The sequence below is a fragment of the Rhizobacter sp. Root1221 genome (assembly GCF_001425785.1).
In the GTDB taxonomy this organism is placed as follows: domain Bacteria; phylum Pseudomonadota; class Gammaproteobacteria; order Burkholderiales; family Burkholderiaceae_C; genus Rhizobacter.
In genome coordinates, this window is the sequence record NZ_LMDI01000049.1 from 1 (window position 1) to 15,754 (window position 15,754).

14 protein-coding genes and 3 pseudogenes are annotated in these 15,754 nt (G+C 66.3%); 5 read left to right on the forward strand and 12 right to left on the reverse strand.

Annotated elements, in window-relative coordinates; genetic code table 11:
• From ASC87_RS33625 to ASC87_RS25800, 5 genes are all read right to left on the reverse strand, one after another.
• The coding region (locus ASC87_RS33625; RefSeq protein WP_056669714.1) for a methyl-accepting chemotaxis protein at positions 1 to 1,233 on the reverse strand (1,233 nt) is incomplete at its 3' end.
• A gap of 57 nt (positions 1,234 to 1,290) precedes the next feature.
• Positions 1,291 to 1,752, reverse strand: coding sequence for a cache domain-containing protein (locus ASC87_RS25785; RefSeq protein ID WP_056669717.1), 462 nt, complete (start codon positions 1,750 to 1,752; stop codon positions 1,291 to 1,293).
• Positions 1,753 to 1,994: 242 nt separating this feature from the next.
• The gene (locus ASC87_RS25790; RefSeq protein WP_056669720.1) at positions 1,995 to 4,097 is read right to left on the reverse strand and encodes a chemotaxis protein CheA; all 2,103 of its coding nucleotides are present in this window, start codon (positions 4,095 to 4,097) and stop codon (positions 1,995 to 1,997) included.
• Between the two features lie 47 nt (positions 4,098 to 4,144).
• Positions 4,145 to 4,507 (reverse strand): response regulator, encoded by a 363-nt coding sequence (locus ASC87_RS25795; protein WP_056669723.1) that lies wholly within the window; start codon positions 4,505 to 4,507, stop codon positions 4,145 to 4,147.
• A 48-nt stretch (positions 4,508 to 4,555) separates the two neighbouring features.
• Positions 4,556 to 5,029, reverse strand: coding sequence for a hypothetical protein (locus ASC87_RS25800; protein ID WP_235582294.1), 474 nt, complete (start codon positions 5,027 to 5,029; stop codon positions 4,556 to 4,558).
• A gap of 285 nt (positions 5,030 to 5,314) precedes the next feature.
• Here ASC87_RS25800 and ASC87_RS25805 point away from each other — a divergent pair, with 285 nt between their 5' ends.
• Both ASC87_RS25805 and ASC87_RS25810 read left to right on the forward strand, forming a co-directional pair.
• Entirely contained in the window at positions 5,315 to 6,412 is a 1,098-nt protein-coding gene (locus ASC87_RS25805; protein ID WP_235582295.1) for a histidine kinase, read from the forward strand.
• A gap of 20 nt (positions 6,413 to 6,432) precedes the next feature.
• The gene (locus ASC87_RS25810) at positions 6,433 to 7,071 is read left to right on the forward strand and encodes a response regulator transcription factor (RefSeq protein ID WP_056669729.1); all 639 of its coding nucleotides are present in this window, start codon (positions 6,433 to 6,435) and stop codon (positions 7,069 to 7,071) included.
• A 248-nt stretch (positions 7,072 to 7,319) separates the two neighbouring features.
• Here the strand turns inward: ASC87_RS25810 and ASC87_RS25815 are convergent, their stop codons facing one another.
• From ASC87_RS25815 to ASC87_RS25845, 7 genes are all read right to left on the reverse strand, one after another.
• Positions 7,320 to 7,946 (reverse strand): protein phosphatase CheZ, encoded by a 627-nt coding sequence (locus ASC87_RS25815; protein WP_056669732.1) that lies wholly within the window; start codon positions 7,944 to 7,946, stop codon positions 7,320 to 7,322.
• Between the two features lie 11 nt (positions 7,947 to 7,957).
• A complete protein-coding gene (gene cheY / locus ASC87_RS25820) occupies positions 7,958 to 8,350 on the reverse strand; it encodes a chemotaxis response regulator CheY (protein ID WP_056669734.1) in 393 nt (130 codons plus the stop codon).
• Between the two features lie 27 nt (positions 8,351 to 8,377).
• Positions 8,378 to 9,352 (reverse strand): flagellar motor protein MotB, encoded by a 975-nt coding sequence (motB, locus tag ASC87_RS25825; RefSeq protein WP_056669737.1) that lies wholly within the window; start codon positions 9,350 to 9,352, stop codon positions 8,378 to 8,380.
• 33 nt (positions 9,353 to 9,385) lie between these two features.
• Positions 9,386 to 10,246: a flagellar motor stator protein MotA gene (motA, locus tag ASC87_RS25830; protein ID WP_056669740.1), complete on the reverse strand. Its 861-nt coding sequence runs from the start codon at positions 10,244 to 10,246 to the stop codon at positions 9,386 to 9,388.
• A gap of 388 nt (positions 10,247 to 10,634) precedes the next feature.
• On the reverse strand, positions 10,635 to 11,174 hold the full coding sequence (gene flhC, locus ASC87_RS25835) for a flagellar transcriptional regulator FlhC (RefSeq protein WP_056669743.1): 540 nt from the start codon (positions 11,172 to 11,174) through the stop codon (positions 10,635 to 10,637).
• Positions 11,175 to 11,231: 57 nt separating this feature from the next.
• Complete coding sequence (flhD, locus tag ASC87_RS25840; RefSeq protein ID WP_056669746.1) at positions 11,232 to 11,555, reverse strand: flagellar transcriptional regulator FlhD; 324 nt, start codon at positions 11,553 to 11,555, stop codon at positions 11,232 to 11,234.
• A gap of 280 nt (positions 11,556 to 11,835) precedes the next feature.
• Positions 11,836 to 13,749 carry a hypothetical protein gene (locus tag ASC87_RS25845; protein ID WP_056669749.1) on the reverse strand — a complete coding sequence of 638 codons (1,914 nt, stop codon included), beginning with the start codon at positions 13,747 to 13,749 and terminating at the stop codon, positions 11,836 to 11,838.
• A gap of 492 nt (positions 13,750 to 14,241) precedes the next feature.
• On the opposite strand from ASC87_RS25845, the pseudogene ASC87_RS32195 reads away from it, so the two are divergent.
• The 3 pseudogenes from ASC87_RS32195 to ASC87_RS33385 form a co-directional block, all read left to right on the forward strand.
• A pseudogene (locus ASC87_RS32195) lies at positions 14,242 to 14,670 on the forward strand (flagellin FliC); the annotation flags it as partial.
• A gap of 1 nt (position 14,671) precedes the next feature.
• Positions 14,672 to 15,109: pseudogene (locus ASC87_RS32200) on the forward strand (flagellin); the annotation flags it as partial.
• A gap of 469 nt (positions 15,110 to 15,578) precedes the next feature.
• Positions 15,579 to 15,754: pseudogene (locus ASC87_RS33385) on the forward strand (flagellin FliC); the annotation flags it as partial.

Here is a 15,754-nt window from a genome sequence, read left to right on the forward strand (position 1 = left end):
GCCCTTGATCTCCTTGGCGGCGTTGGCCGAGCGCTGGGCCAGGCTGCGCACTTCGGAGGCCACCACGGCAAAGCCGCGGCCCTGTTCGCCGGCACGGGCCGCTTCCACCGCCGCGTTCAGCGCGAGGATGTTGGTCTGGAAGGCAATGCCGTCGATCACGCCAATGATGTCGGCGATCTTCTTCGAGCTGGCGTTGATCTCGTCCATGGTGTGGACCACCTCGGACACCTTGGCGCCGCCGCGTGCGGCCACTTCGGCGGCGGACGAGGCGAGCTGGTTGGCCTGGCGGGCCGCATCGGCCGACTGGCGCACCGTGCCAGTGAGCTGTTCCATCGATGAGGCGGCCTGCTGCAGGTTGCTGGCCGTCTGTTCGGTGCGCTGGCTGAGGTCCTGGTTGCCGGTGGCGATCTCGGCACTGGCGGTGCCAATGGACTCCGTGGCCTGCTGCACGGTCTGCAGGGAGCCGCGCAGCTGGGTGACCATGCGGCCGAGTGTCCGCAGCAGGTGGCCCACTTCGTCGGTGTCGTGGCTGTGGGGCGTTACGTCGAGGCGGCCCTCGGCCACCTGGTCGGCGGCGTGCGCGGCGGCGTTGATGTTGGCCGCGATGCGGCGCTGGGTGATCCACGCGAAGCCGAGCGTGCCGGCGATGGCCGCGAGGCCCAGGGCCAGCAGCCCGCCCGCGGCCAGCAGGGCCATGCGCTCGAGCTGGGCGCTGGTTTCGGCGGAGCGTTCCTCCACGCGCGTGATGACCGACTCGACGATGCGGCGCAGGGCCTGGAAGTGTTCCTCGGCGGTGGCCAGCGCGGCGATGCCCGTGTTGGGGTCCACCGTGGACATGTCGATGGCCGCGTCAGCGGACTTCTGGTACTTGGCGATCTCGGTGCCGAAGCCGGCGAGTTGCTCGCGGATGGCCGGATCGGGGGATTCCTCGCGCACCTTGTCGACCGCGCTGGCGATCACCTCGAGGCGGCGGCCCTGCTGGCTGCGCGTGGACTTGATGACCATCTCGTCGAGCGAGCCCACGATGGCGACGGTGCGAAAGAGCTGGGCCCGCACGTCGCTGAGTTCGGCCTGGATGCCCGAGGCCTTCGCATGGCTCTGCAGCACGGCGGCGTGGTCGACCGTGCTCTTGCCCTTGTAGGTGTTCAGCACGAGGAGCGAGGCCCCGAGGACCAGCAGCAGCATCACGCCGCTCACTGCGGGCGCCACCATCAGTTTTGCGCTCAGTTTCATGGGTCTTGTCTCCTCAACGGGCCGCGGGCGCGGCCAGGGTGCCGTGCGCGGGACGGGTCACTTGTAGATGCCGCCGCACACCACGGCGTCGTCGAGCTTCTCGCAGTACATGCGCTTCGGTTCGATCTTCTTGCTGACCGGGTTGGTGAACTTGTAGTCCTGCCAGAAGGTGCCCTTGGACTGGGCGAGGTCGACCCGTTCCTTGACGAACGCCTTGCCGTCCACGTCCTTCAGGTCGATGAGGTTCTTGCCCACCATCTTCTCGTTGGCGCCGTGGGCGCGCACCACGCCGTCGAGGCCGTAGACCACGAGGTACAGGTCGCGGTCGTTGAACTGGCCGCCCTTGGTGGAGATTTCGGCGTAGCCCTTTTCCTTGCCGCTCGACTTGATGAACGAGATGCCCTTCTTGACCATGGCGGTGGCCTCGGCGGCGGTGGCATTGGCGGTCTGGGCATGGGCGGCGCCGGTGGTGACGAGGACGGCGGCGAGGCTCATGCGGAGCAGGGTGCGGACGGACATGGGAGATCCTTTCGAGGTGGGACGGAGGGCGGGTCGGACGGTTGGGCCCGGTCCATGGGCTATCGGCTGCCTCTGGCGGGGGCTGTAGGTCATTCACTCACGGCTGCGGGAATTTTGTGCAGCACTCGGCTCGCGTGGTCGCCGCATAACGGCGCCTTAAGGGGCGCTGTTTGCCGGGCCCCAATGACAACGGCCCGCGGTGCCGAAGCAGCCGCGGGCCGTGGGGCCGGAACGCCGGGAGGTCAGTGGCGCGACTTGCGCACCAGGCTGCCCACGTCCAGGATCAGCGCGACGCGGCCGTCGCCCATGATCGTGGCGCCCGAGACGTCGTGCACCTTGCGGTAGTTCGCCTCGAGGTTCTTGACGACTACCTGCTGCTGGCCGAGGAGTTCGTCGACGAGCAGCGCAACGCGCCCGCCTTCGGCTTCCACCACCACCATGATGCCGCTGACATGTTCGAAGTCGAAGCGGGGCACGTCGAAGACACGCTCCAGTTCGAGCACCGGCATGTACTCGTCACGCACTTCCACCACGCGGCCGGAGCCGCCGATGGTCTTGACCATGTCGCCCTGCACCTGGAAGGACTCCACCACCGACGACAGCGGGAGGATGTAGACCTCTTCGCCGACACCGACGGACATGCCGTCCATGATGGCCAGGGTGAGCGGCAGGCGCACCGAGACGCGCATGCCGTAGCCTTCGGCCGAGTCGATGTCCACCGTGCCGCCGAGCGACGTGATGTTCTTCTTGACCACGTCCATGCCCACGCCACGGCCCGACACGTCGGTGACCACGTCGGCGGTGGAGAAGCCCGGCGCGAAGATCAGGCTCCAGACTTCCGAATCGCTCATCGAGTCGGGGGCCGGGATGCCGCGTTCGCGGGCCTTGCGCAGCAGCTTCTCGCGGGAGAGGCCACGGCCGTCGTCGCGCACCTCGATCACGATGGAGCCGCCCTGGTGGGAGGCCGACAGCGTGATGGTGCCGGTCTCCGGCTTGCCCTTCGCGAGGCGCTCTTCCGGCGATTCGATGCCATGGTCGCAGCTGTTGCGCACGAGGTGGGTGAGGGGGTCGGTGATCTTCTCGACCAGGCCCTTGTCCAGTTCGGTGGCTTCACCCAGCGTGACGAAGTCCACCTTCTTGCCGAGCTTGGCCGCGAGGTCGCGGAGCATGCGCGGGAAGCGGCTGAACACCATCGACATCGGGATCATGCGGATCGACATGACCGATTCCTGCAGATCGCGGGTGTTGCGGTCGAGGTCGGCCAGGCCGGAGGCCAGCTGCTGGTACAGCGCGGGGTCGAGGCCCTGGCTGTTCTGGGCCAGCATGGCCTGGGTGATGACGAGTTCACCAACGAGGTTGATCAGCTGGTCGACCTTTTCCACCGACACGCGCAGCGTGGAGGCTTCGGCCGCGGCCGGGGCCTTCTCGGCGCGGGCGGCCTTCGGGGCCGCCAGCGTTGCGGCCGGGGCCGCTTCCGCTGCGGTGGCGTTGGCCTCGGCGGCGCCGGTGGGCACGCCCGGGGCGTTGTCGAAGAAGCCGTAGCCGGGGTCCGGGGCCTCTTCCGGCGGCGCACCGGGCGCATCCTTGTGGAAGCCGAAGCCCGGGCCGAGCGGCAACAGGACGACTTGCTCGCGGGTCACGTGAAACGTGAACAGGTCGAGCAGGTCGCTGTCGGTGCTGGTGGTGCAGATCTTGAACCGGCGCATGCCGTCGGCCGGCATCCCGTTGTCGAGCGGCTCGATGGTGCCCAGGTCGGCGATTTCCTTGAACAGCTCGACGAGGTTGTCGGCCTGCTCAGGGTTGTCGAGCGGGCCGACACGCAGTTCGATCACGCGGGCTGCCGACGCGTCGACCGGCTCGGCCAGCACGGACGGCGCGGCGATGGGCACGTTCACCGCCGGCGGCGCCTTCACGGCCGGCGCGCCACCGGACGACATCGCGCGGATGTTGAACAGGAGCTCCGTGGTGTCGAGTTCGTCGCCGTCGTTGCCCTGGTGGCGGGCCAGCTGGGCGCGGAGCGCGTCACCCGACTGCAGCAGCACGTCGACCATCGGCGCCGTGGGCGCGAGTTCGTGGCGGCGCAGCTTGTCGAGCAGCGTTTCCATCTGGTGGGTCAGTTCGGCAACGTCCTTGAAGCCGAACGTGGCTGCGCCGCCCTTGATCGAGTGGGCGCAACGGAAGATCGCGTTGAGCTCCTCGTCATCGGCCGATTCGACGTTCAGGTCGAGCAACAGCTTTTCCATGCGGTCGAGGTTCTCGCCCGCTTCTTCAAAAAACACCTGATAGAACTGGCTCAGGTCGATGCCGGCGCTCGACGACGAGCTCTCGGAGGACATCTCGCCCATGGTGGCGTGCTCCTGGATGGGAATGGAGAGGGAAGGGTTGCCCGCGATCAGCGGACGACCTTCTTGATCACTTCGATCAGCTTGGCCGGGTCGAACGGCTTGACCAGCCAACCCGTGGCGCCCGCCGAGCGTCCCGCCTGCTTCATCTGGTCACTGGACTCGGTGGTCAGGATCAGGATGGGGGTGGACTTGAACTTCGGGTTGTCCCGCAGCTTCTTGGTCAGGCTGATGCCGTCCATGCGGGGCATGTTCTGGTCGGTCAGGACGAGGTCGAAGTCACGACCGTTGGACTTCTCGTAGGCGTCTTGGCCGTCGACAGCTTCGACCACGTTGTAGCCTGCGCTCTTCAGCGTGAACGAGACCATTTGGCGCATGGAAGCAGAATCGTCCACCGCGAGGATTGAATGCATGGCTTTCTCCGGATTGCTCGGTTGATTTCGGTTGTGCGAAGCAGTTCTTTAGAACAACTCGATGGAACCCACGTCCATCTCGGCCTGGGTGACCGGATTGGGGCGGAGCGGGGGCTCCTCGGCGGCGGCTTCGCCGTCTTCGTCGTCGGCGAATGCTTCGCGCGCCAACCGGTCGACGCAACTGCGCAAGCGCTTGTGGGTGTGGTGGATCAGCTGGGACGCCATGTCCTGGAACTGCAGCGCCGTGACGGCCCCGCCCAGGTCCTGCATGACGCCGGAGATGACTTCTTCGCTCTCTTCGCCCGTGTGCGGGTGCGAACGCAACAGGCGGATCTGCTCGGAGGCGCCGTAGAAGCGCTGCATCAGCGTGTCGCAGGCGTCGGAAAGCAGGGTCTGCAGGCGGTCCAGGTCGTTGCTGGCCGTCATCAGGTGGTCCTGCAGGTCCGCGGCGGCCTCCAGCGGGAGGGCCCCCCCGCCGCCAAAGCTCTCGGACATGCCGTTCGCGTCGTTCGCGTCGTTCATCAAAACTCCACTCGGGTTGGAGACGGGCCCGCCGCCGCAAGGAAAACGTGGCGCACGGAAGTCATCTGCATGGATTTTTCGGCAGATCGGGGGGCGACATAAGGACGATCACGGGCCTAAACCGGGGGCATATCGCCAGAACGCGGGCCGAGGCGTGAAATACGTCCGCTGCCGGCCGTTCGCCGGGGATCGGGGCATACTCGGGACATGTCCTCCAAGCCTTCAGAGCAACGGACGCTCCGCCTGCTTCATCTCGAGGATTCCGAGGCGGATCACGTCCTCACGATGGCGCACCTGCGCCGCGGCGGTCTCGTGTTCGACGCGGTCCGCATCGATTCCGAGGCCGAGTTCCTCGCCGCCCTCGATCCGTCCGAGGATTGGGACGTGATCGTCTCCGACTACAACCTCCCGGGCTTCTCCGGACTGGTCGCGCTCGACCTGCTCAAGGCGAGCGCCCGGCCCATCCCGTTCATCCTCGTTTCCGGGGAAATCGGTGAGGACACGGCCGTCGAGGCCATGCGCAACGGCGCCAGCGACTACCTCCTCAAGAACAACCTCTCCCGGCTGGTGCCGGCCGTGATGCACGGGGTGGAGGTGCACGAGGTGCACCTGGCGCGCCTGCGGGCCGACCAGGAGCTGGGCGCGTCCAAGCAGCGGGTGCACGAGCTCGTGCAGCACTTGCAGACCAGCGTGGAGGGCGAACGGGCGGCCATTGCCCGGGAGATCCATGACGACGTGGGTGGTTCGCTCACGGCGCTGAAGTTCGACCTGGCGTGGATCGCCCGGCACACCGACTCGCCCGAGGTGCAGTCGCGCGTGAATTCAGCGCTGGAGACCGTCACGCACGCCATCGAGGCCAGCCAGCGCATCATGCACAACCTGCGTCCGGCCATCCTGGAGCAGGGGCTGGTGGCCGCGCTGCAGTGGATGACGAGCCGGTTCGAACGCCGCACGGGCATCCAGTGCCAGTTCCGGTCGCGGCATGCCCACCTGTCGCTGCCGGCTGGGGTGCCCCTGGTGGCCTACCGCACCGCCCAGGAGGCGCTCACCAACGTCACCAAACACGCCAACGCCACCGAGGTGAACATCGACCTGACGCTGGCCGGCGGGGTGATGTCGCTCGAGGTGAGCGACAACGGCCGCGGGCTGAATCCGGACGACCTCGCCAAGGCCCGTTCGTTCGGCATCCGGGGGTTGCACGAGCGTGCCGGCACGGTGGGCGGCTGGGTCGACCTGAGCAGCAGCTCGTTCGGCACCACCCTCATCTTGTCGGTGCCACTGGACATCGTCGACGAAACCGAGGACGCTGCGCACTTGGAATTGCCCGAAGCAGGCACACCGGCACCCGATGACTATGACCCCACCTCGTGGGGCGATCTCTGACCCGAGGGGACGAGCAGAACATGATCAAAGTCATTCTTTGCGACGACCACGCGCTGATCCGCCGTGGCATCCGCGACACCCTGTCCGACGCCCCCGACATCCAGGTCGTCGGCGAAGCCGGCGACTATGGCGAACTGCGCGCGCTGCTGCGCACCGCGGGCGAGGTGGACGTGCTGGTGCTCGACATCAACATGCCCGGCCGCAGCGGCCTCGACGTGCTCCACGTGCTGAAGGACGAGGGCAACACCATGAAGGTGCTGGTCGTCTCGATGTACCCGGAGGACCAGTACGCCATCCGCGCGCTGCGCGCCGGCGCCTACGGCTACGTGAACAAGGGCGGTGACCCGGGCCTGATCGTCACCGCGGTGCGCACCGTGGGGCAGGGCCGCAAGTACGTCACCCCCGAGATCGCCCAGATGCTGGTGGAGAGCCTGACCACCCCCACGAGCGAGGCGGCCCACGAGAAACTCTCCGACCGGGAACTGCAGACCCTCGTGATGATCGCCTCGGGCAAGCGCCTGTCCGACATCGCAGACGAACTCACGCTGAGCCCGAAGACGGTGAGCGTGTACCGGGCGCGGGTGCTGGAAAAGCTGGGGTTGTCCAACAACTCCGAGTTGACGGTGTATGCCATTCGGAACGGGTTGGTGGGGGAGTGACTGCGCCATCCCGGCGCGGTCCTGCTCGACGCGGGGGCCTCGCCGTGGCGTCAGGCCAAGGTGGGCCCCGGCCTTCGCCGGGGTGACACGGGGGGAGAGCGAGCGACGCCAGCGATGCACCGAATCGCGACCACCAGGCTAGAAGGCGAGCGAAGCGAAGCCGCAGATCAAGCTACCGCCGAGCCCGGGTCCCCCGGGCGACCGCGGGCGCCCCCCTCGGGGGGCAGGAGCGAAGCGACGTGGGGGGCTCAAAACCCCAGGCTGGCCAGGAGGTCGTCGACCTCACCCTGGTTCGACACCACGTCGGTGCGGCCGGCGGGGTTGACCACCGGGCCGTTCAGCACCGAGGCGTGTTCCACCACCTTCTGGGCTTCCGGCGGAGCGGCCTGCACCAGCAGCTTCACGAGGCTGTCTTCCAGGTCGGCGGCCAGCGCCACCACCTTGGCGACCACCTGGCCGGTCAGGTCATGGAAGTCTTGCGCCATCATGATGTCGGTCAGGTGCCGGTCGATGCGCTCGGTGGCGGCCTCGACATCTCCCACGAAGTTCATCACGGCGCCGGTGGCCACGGCTTTCACCGGGTCGGCCACGATGGCGGCGGCCATGCGGCGGGTGTCGGCGGTGATGGTGGCGTGTTCGGCCTTGGCCTGGTCCACCGAGTTCAGCACCTTGTTGGCGGCCGCGCCGGTCTTCTCGGCGATGTAGTTCAGGCGGCTGCGCGCGTCGGGCAGGCCTTCGGCAGCATTCGCCAGCTTGGGCATCACGCCGAGCTGGGTCAGGGCGTCGTGCAGCTGGCGGGTGATGGCACCCAGTTGCTGGAAAACTTCGGGCGAGGCGCCGGCTGGCGACAGGGTCGCCACAGATTCCATTTTCATGATGGATGTCCTCAGGCGGCGGTGGCCAGCTTCTGCATGATTTTTTGAACCTTCTCTTCCAAGGTGGCCTTGGTGAAGGGCTTGACGATGTAGCCGGCGGCGCCATCCTGCGCGGCGCGCACGATGTCTTCCTTGCGGGCTTCGGCCGTGACCATCAGCACCGGCAGGTGCTTCAGGCTCGCATCGGCCTTGACGGCGGAGAGCAGCTCGAAACCGTTCATGTTGGGCATGTTGATGTCGGAGACGACGAAGTCGAACTTCGCGTTCTTCAACATGTTCAGCGCGACGGCGCCGTCTTCGGCTTCCTCCGCGTTGTTGTAGCCGATCTCCTTGAGCAGGCCGCGCACGATGCGCCGCATGGTCGAGAAGTCGTCGACGATCAGAAATTTCATATCGGTGCTCATGGCTGACCTCGCTGGTGTCCGCTTGTGTTATCGGGAACTCCGGGCAGAGATTGAGGGCTCTGCGGCCGGGTTGTCGTTGGGGGCGTCGTTTTTCGAAGAAGGTGTGACACTTTCCTCATCCGTGGTGCGCTCGGCATGGAACAGGCGGTCCTCGGCATCACGGTTCATCACGATGATGCTGATGCGGCGGTTGGACGGGCTTTGCGGATCATTCTTGTCGAAGGGGGTGCTGGAGGCCAGCCCCTGCACACGCAGCACGCGGGCATCGGGCAGGCCGCCGGCGAGCAGTTCGCGCCGCGAGGCGTTGGCCCGGTCGGCGGAAAGCTCCCAGTTGCTGTAGCCCAGCGCGCCGCTGCCAAAGGGCGTCGCATCGGTGTGGCCTTCGAGGGTGAGCCGGTTCGGCACCTCGGTGAGCACGCCGCCGATCTCCCGGAGCAACTCCCTCATGTACGGTTTGACCACCGCGCTGCCGCTGTCGAACATGGGCCGGTTCTGGTCGTCGACGATCTGGATGCGCAGCCCGTCCTTGGTCATGTCGAGGAGGATCTGCGACTTCATGCCCGAGAGTTTCGGGTGGTTGTCGATCACCTTCTGCACCCGTTCGCGCACGGCCTCGAGCTTGGCGGCCTCGGCCTTGGCCTGTTCCGCCTTCATCGCGGCCAGGTTGATGGTGCTGCGGCTGTTGTCGATGTCGCCGCGCTTGACCTGGCCCCCGGAGCGGCTCAGGTCGGTGCCGCCGCCCTTGATGACGTGCGACGAGTCCCCGGAGCCGCTTCCGCCGCTCAGCAGCGCCACCTTCAGGGGCGACTGGAAGTAGTCGGCAATGCCCTTCTTGTCGCCCTCGGTGGTGGAGCCGAGCAGCCACATCAGCAGGAAGAACGCCATCATCGCCGTCACGAAGTCGGCGTAGGCGATCTTCCACGCGCCGCCGTGCGCCGCGTGGCCGCCCTTTTTCACCCGCTTGATGATGATGGGCTGGAGCTTCTTGGAATCACCGGCCATGGGTCAGCTCCGGTGTGGCGGCACGAGGGGGCATCACTTCTTGCCCTTCACGTGGCTTTCGAGTTCCGAGAAGGTGGGGCGTTCGGTGGAGTAGAGCACCTTGCGCCCGAACTCCACGGCCACCTGCGGTGCGTACCCCTGCATGCTCGCGAGCAGCGTGGTCTTGATGCACTGCAGCTCCTTGTGCGATTCGTCGTTCTTCTGTTCCAGCAGGCCGCCGAGCGGTTCAACGACACCATAGGCCATCAGGATGCCGAGGAACGTGCCCACGAGGGCCGAGCCGATCATGCCGCCGAGGATCGCGGGGGGCTGGCCCACCGAGCCCATGGTGTTCACCACGCCAAGCACAGCCGCGACGATGCCGAAGGCCGGCAGGGCACCGGCGAGCCGGGCGATGGCCGAGACCACGGCATGGGCCTCGTGGTGGTGGGTGTCGATCTCGTTGTCCATCAGGCTTTCGATCTCGTGGGCGTTCAGGTTGCCCGAGACCATCATGCGCAGGTAGTCGGTGATGAACTCGACGACGTGGTGGTCGGAGCCGACGGTGGCGTATTTCTTGAAGACGGCGCTCTCGTGCGGGGTGTCGACGTCCTTTTCGATGGACATCAGGCCTTCCTTGCGCGCCTTCTGGAGGATGTCGTACATGAGCGCGAGCAGCTCCATGTAGCGGGCCTTCGAGTACTTCGAGCCCTTGAGCAGCGTGGGCAGCGCGGCGATGGTGGCCTTGAGCACCTTCGGCTGGTTGTTCACGACAAACGCACCGAGTGCGCCACCCAGGATGGCCATCAATTCCGTCGGCAAGGCGTGGATGATCACGGTGATGTTGCCGCCGTGAATGATGTACGCGCCGAAGATGCACCCGAGGGCGACTGCGTAACCGATGAGAACAAACATGATGGTGGAAGTCCGTGTCCCTGAGCCGCTTTATCGGCGTCACACCGAGCGTCTTGAGTGTCGCCCGCCCAAAACCAGCCCGATCGGTGCAACAACAAGGTGATCAGGGGCCAAACAGAGAAGGCAGAGGGCAAGCGACGCGAAGCGAGCAAAGCCCAGTAACGCGGGCGTCGGGAGAGCAAGCGCAGCGAAGCGACAGATCAAGCTACACGCGAGCCCGGCTTTGCCGGGTGACCCGTGGCGCCCCTCGGGGGCAGGAGCGAAGCGACTGGGGGGCCAAAAAAAACGGCCCCCGCAGGGGCCTGTAATGCACCTTGCGGGTGCCAGGAGGAGACAAGCAAGAAACCGTTGCCGGTCCACCTTGTTATCGGCGGGCCGGCGAAATTATTCAGTGCATCTGGATGCCGCCGGTGGCCTTGCCCTTGCCGGCGCGAGCCGGCGGGTTGCACAGGCCGCAAACGTAGTGCTTCGAGATTTCGTGCGGGTGGGTGACGAAGCGGCCACCGCACTTGGAGCATTCGGTCAGGGTGAGCATGCCGTTGTCGACGAACTTGACGAGGCGCCAGGCGCGCGTCACCGACAGCAGGGCTTCCAGGCCCTGCGCCTGGGTCTGCTCTTGATAGAGCTGGTAGGCCTTGATGACGGTGTCGATCTCGTCCATCTCGGCGACCTTGTTCAGGTACTCGTGGATGTTCAGGAACAGCGAGGCATGGATGTTCGGCTGCCAGGTCATGAACCAGTCGGTGGAGAAGGGCAGCTGGCCCTTGCTCGGGGACTTGCCCGAGACTTCCTTGTACAGGCGCAGCAAGCGCTCATAGCTGAGGTCCGTCTCCGATTCCAGCACCTGCAGGCGGGCGCCGAGGTTGATCAGCGTCACTGCGCGCTCGATCTGCTTGGCTTCGGTGAGGATGCTCTTGGTGCGCGTCATTCTTCTTCTCCTGGATCGGGTCGAACGTTTGAACGGGTGGGGCGGTCGAACGTCGGATCAGGCGGCTTCTTGATGGCGGCCGGCCATCAGGATGCTGGCATGCAGGCGGCTCGTGGTGTCGTTCGAGGCCGACTTGCCGTGGTTCGTGAGCAGGCCCCACACCAGGTCGTCGTCCATGCGGAAGCGGCACAGCAGTGTGTTGCCGGAGGCGATCTTCATCATCTGGGCCGGGCTGAGCAGCGAGATCATGGAAGCGCTCTCTTCGCTGATGCCGAGGCGGTACAGGGCCTGTTCGCGGTCCGTGCGGATCAGGCTCTGGGCGAGCATGATGTAGGACAGATTGGCTTCACGGATTTCGGAGAGGATCTGGTCGGCGTTCATGCTGTTTTCCTTCGGCGGTTGTTTCGTTGGCTTGTCGCGTTGGCTTTGTGTCTCAACGTGAAGCGAATTGTGAAACGCGAAGAACAACCCCGACATCAGGTCAGTTCTGTGGCTTGAGTCCAGCTTCTTCCGTGGGCCGTGTCAGGCAAATGCTTACGCCCCGTCAGCTGGCACGGTGCTTTGTCGAGCATCTGCCAGGACGAGTGTGGTGTGGTTCACGGATGGGGCCCGAAACGGGCCGCCTGATCCGGGTTTCCCCGGGTCAGATGGATGACATGCCCTACACGGCGGCGGGCAGGTGGTCGGGCCGAAGGCCCGCCAAGTGGCGATCGTGCATGCGCACGTAGAGCGCTTCGAGGGCGGCCGCGGTGGCCGGGGTGTCGAACAGGGGCAGTTCGAGGCGTTGCGCGTGCAGCTGCTGCTGGATGGCACGCAGTGCCGGGGTATTGCCAGCCAGCGCCAGGGCCTTGGCCACGTAGGCGTCCACCGTGTCGCACACCAGGTCCTCGGTGTGGGTGGCGCGTGCGAGGCTGGCCGCCACCCTCGACGCGAAGGTCTGGCCGCGGTAGGTGAGCACTGGCACACCGGCCCACAGCGCCTCGCTGGCAGTGGTATGGGCGTTGCAGGGCCAGGTGTCGAGGAAGAGGTCGGCGTTGCGCAGCCGGGCGACGTGGTCGGACACGGAGACCTTGGGGGCGAACACCACCCGGGTGTTGTCGATGCCCCGTTGCAGCAGCTCGGCACGCAGATGGCGCTCGGCCGGTTCGTTCCAGGCGAGGAGCCACAGCACCGCGTGCGGTGCGCCGTGCAGGATGCGGGCCCAGGCGTCGAGGGTCTCGGGGATCAGCTTGTAGGTCTGGTTGAAGCAGCAGAGCACGAGCGCATCAGGCGGCAGGCCGCACGCCGCGCGAGTGGGGGCGGGGGGCAGGGCGCGCTGGCGGTCGTTGGGCTGGTACGACCAGGGCATCTGGGCGATCTTTTCGCTGAAGTGCGCGGCGGCGTCGAGCGGGGTGACCACCGGGTCGCCGACCACGTAGTCGAGGAAGTCGGCCCCGGTGGTGCCCGGGTACCCGAGGTAGCTCACCTGCACCGGCGCCGGCCGGGCTGCCAGCACCTCGAAGCGGCTGTTGCGGGTGTGGCCCTTCAGGTCGACGAGGATGTCGATGCCATCGTGGCGGATGCGCTCGGCAACGGCCGCGTTGTCGAGGGCGGACACATCCACGACGCGATCGCACGCGGCCAGCACGCGGGCACGCAGCTCGGAGCCATCGTCCCGGCTGTGGCAGTACAGCACCACGTCGAAGCGGGTGGTGTCGCGTTGCTCGAGGAGGTCGGCCATCAGCTGCGCGGTGGCGTGGCGGTAGAAATCGCTGGAGAGGTAGCCGATGCGGATGCGGCCCGGCGCGCGCGGCGTGGCGGGCGCCGGCAGCGGCGTGACGGTGCGCGCGAGCGCCTGCGACCGGGCGGCAGCCACGTGCCGTTGTTCGGCGGGCGATGCATCGATGGACACCAGTGCAAAGGGTGACAGGAGATGGCCCTGCGCAGGCGGAACGCGGCCGATCGCGTCGCGCAGCGAGGCCACGTCGTCGGCCAGGCCGTGCCACCGGCACACCTGGGCGCTTTCGTGCACGAGCAGCGTGAGCGCCATGGCACGGATGCTGCCGTCGTCGAGCGCGGCGGCCGTCCGGAAGCACTCGCAGGCTTCCTCCTTCATGGCCAGTTCCATGAACGTGAGGCCCAGCCGGTAGTGCACGAGGGGCGCGTCGATCTTCTGGGCGAGCGAGAGAAAGAACACGTCGATCGCCTCCCGATGGCGGCCGGCATTGAAGAGTGCGATGCCGTGTGCCGATAGAAAGCCGGCATCGCGCGGCGCCGCGGGCGCCAGCTGTTCGTAGCATGCGGCGGCTTCGGCATGGCGATGTTGCGTGGCCAGGCAATCGGCCAGCAGGCGGCACGCCACGGGGGAGCCGCTGTCGAGCGCGAAGGCGCGCGATGCGGCGGCGATGGCATGGCCGGTTCGGCCCGAACGGCGCTGGGCGTCGGCGAGCTGGGTCCACACGTTCGCGTCGTCCGGGGCGAGTGCCGATGCCTGCTCGAACGCGGTGGCCGCCGCCGTCCAGCGCCGGGCTTCGGCGTGGGCGAGGCCCGCTTGCCAGTGCTTGCGAATGCGTTGGGGGCTGCGGGTGGCTTGCATGCGGGAGGCGTGTGGGGCTGTCCGGGGAATGACGCAGTCTAGGCAACGCGGTCATCGGGCAAGCGCGGAGAAGGCGCTGGAATGTCGGCCTGTTCAGAGGTGCTCCAGACCCCACACCAACGTACGCTTCTTCGATCGATTGAAAAGCCTTTAAAAAAAGCCTCAAGTCCAGCGACCGCCAGTCGAAATTCACACCACGGCCCTCGCAAACATGTGTATGGGGCGAAGGACCGGTAAGGCGAGGGCGCCGCCGGGAATCACGAACTTTGAAGGACATTTCAAATGGCACAGGTCATTGGCACCAACATCTCCTCGTTGAACGCCCAACGCAACATGGTCTCTTCGCAGGCCTCCCTCGCTCAATCGATGCAACGCCTGTCGTCGGGCCTGCGGATCAACTCCGCGAAGGACGACGCCGCCGGCCTGGCCATCGCCGAACGCATGAACGCCCAGGTGCGTGGCATGAACGTCGCGGTCGACGTGGGCGCGTANCAATCGATGCAACGCCTGTCGTCGGGCCTGCGGATCAACTCCGCGAAGGACGACGCCGCCGGCCTGGCCATCGCCGAACGCATGAACGCCCAGGTGCGTGGCATGAACGTCGCGGTGCGCAACTCGAACGACGGCATCTCGCTGTCGCAGACCGCTGAAGGCGCACTCTCCAAGGTGGGCGACTCGCTGCAACGCATGCGTGAACTGGCCGTGCAGGCCCGCAACTCCACGAACAGCGACGACGACAAGGACTCGCTGAACAAGGAATTCGAGCAGCTGCAAAGCGAAATCACCCGCGTGCTGGGTGGCACGGCCTTCAACGGCAAGAAGATCCTCGGCGCGGACGCCACCGACCTGACGTTCCAGGTGGGTGCCAACACCACGACCGACGACGTCATCACCGTGTCCACCACCGACATGACCGCTGACNATCCTCGGCGCGGACGCCACCGACCTGACGTTCCAGGTGGGTGCCAACACCACGACCGACGACGTCATCACCGTGTCCACCACCGACATGACCGCTGACRCCACGATCACCGCCGTGACCGCTGGCACCGCCGTGATCGACAACACCGCCGATGCCACCGCGATCGCCACCGTGATCGACGACATCGACACCGCGATCGACACGGTCAACAACAAGCGCGCCGAGTTCGGTGCCACGCAATCGCGCTTCGACGCGGTGATCTCGAACCTGCAGCAGTCGGTGGARAACCAGTCGGCCGCCCGCAGCCGGATCATGGACGCCGACTTCGCCTCGGAAACCGCGAACCTGTCGCGCTCGCAGATCCTGCAGCAGGCGGGCAACGCGATGGTCGCCCAGGCGAACCAGCTGCCGCAGCAAGTGCTGTCCCTGCTTCGATGATCTCGGCGTCCTTCCGGTAAGCCAACCGGAGGTGCCGCGGAATCTCAAGCCCCCGGACACCGGGTAGCTCGCCGGACCACCGAAACGCCCGCCCCCGGCGGGCGTTTCCGTTTCTTCGCCGGGCTCGCATCGTGCACCTGGCAGGACTTGAGGGTGAATTTCTCCGATCCGATGGGTTATGACAACTTCGTCACGCCCTTTTCCGCCCGCCCCCTTGACAGTGGGTGGGTGAAGCTCGTTGCCCTCAAGTTCCGGTGGGCCGCCCCGATAACTGCATCAACGCACTCGCAACGATCAATCAAGCGGGTACGTGGTCCGGTTAGCCGGCCGATGACGGGAACCTCAGGTGCCTTGATTCAGCGGTTGACTAGCGTCGGGCAGCTCAGTCGCAGTCGGTACCGCAGAGGGCGGCGGCTGATTCGTCCGGCGCTGTTGCCGGGAGTTATCGGAAACCATCGGAGATATTCACATGGCACAAGTCATCAACACCAACATCGCTTCCCTGAACGCTCAACGCAACATGGTGACGTCGCAAGCGTCCCTGTCGCAATCGATGCAACGCCTGTCGTCGGGCCTGCGGATCAACTCCGCGAAGGACGACGCCGCCGGCCTGGCCATCGCCGAACGCATGAACGCCCAGGTGCG

What these genes read in the sequence shown, in the direction of transcription:
- ASC87_RS25795 (WP_056669723.1), bottom strand. Translation starts at nt 4,507, where the DNA reads ATGCATTCAATCCTCGCGGTGGACGATTCTGCTTCCATGCGCCAAATG.
- ASC87_RS25800 (WP_235582294.1), bottom strand. Translation starts at nt 5,029, where the DNA reads ATGAACGACGCGAACGACGCGAACGGCATGTCCGAGAGCTTTGGCGGC.
- ASC87_RS25815 (WP_056669732.1), bottom strand. Translation starts at nt 7,946, where the DNA reads ATGAAAATGGAATCTGTGGCGACCCTGTCGCCAGCCGGCGCCTCGCCC.
- motA (WP_056669740.1), bottom strand. Translation starts at nt 10,246, where the DNA reads ATGTTTGTTCTCATCGGTTACGCAGTCGCCCTCGGGTGCATCTTCGGC.
- ASC87_RS25805 (WP_235582295.1), top strand. Translation starts at nt 5,315, where the DNA reads ATGGCGCACCTGCGCCGCGGCGGTCTCGTGTTCGACGCGGTCCGCATC.
- ASC87_RS25810 (WP_056669729.1), top strand. Translation starts at nt 6,433, where the DNA reads ATGATCAAAGTCATTCTTTGCGACGACCACGCGCTGATCCGCCGTGGC.
- flhD (WP_056669746.1), bottom strand. Translation starts at nt 11,555, where the DNA reads ATGAACGCCGACCAGATCCTCTCCGAAATCCGTGAAGCCAATCTGTCC.
- cheY (WP_056669734.1), bottom strand. Translation starts at nt 8,350, where the DNA reads ATGAGCACCGATATGAAATTTCTGATCGTCGACGACTTCTCGACCATG.
- motB (WP_056669737.1), bottom strand. Translation starts at nt 9,352, where the DNA reads ATGGCCGGTGATTCCAAGAAGCTCCAGCCCATCATCATCAAGCGGGTG.
- ASC87_RS25790 (WP_056669720.1), bottom strand. Translation starts at nt 4,097, where the DNA reads ATGGGCGAGATGTCCTCCGAGAGCTCGTCGTCGAGCGCCGGCATCGAC.
- ASC87_RS25845 (WP_056669749.1), bottom strand. Translation starts at nt 13,749, where the DNA reads ATGCAAGCCACCCGCAGCCCCCAACGCATTCGCAAGCACTGGCAAGCG.
- flhC (WP_056669743.1), bottom strand. Translation starts at nt 11,174, where the DNA reads ATGACGCGCACCAAGAGCATCCTCACCGAAGCCAAGCAGATCGAGCGC.
- ASC87_RS25785 (WP_056669717.1), bottom strand. Translation starts at nt 1,752, where the DNA reads ATGTCCGTCCGCACCCTGCTCCGCATGAGCCTCGCCGCCGTCCTCGTC.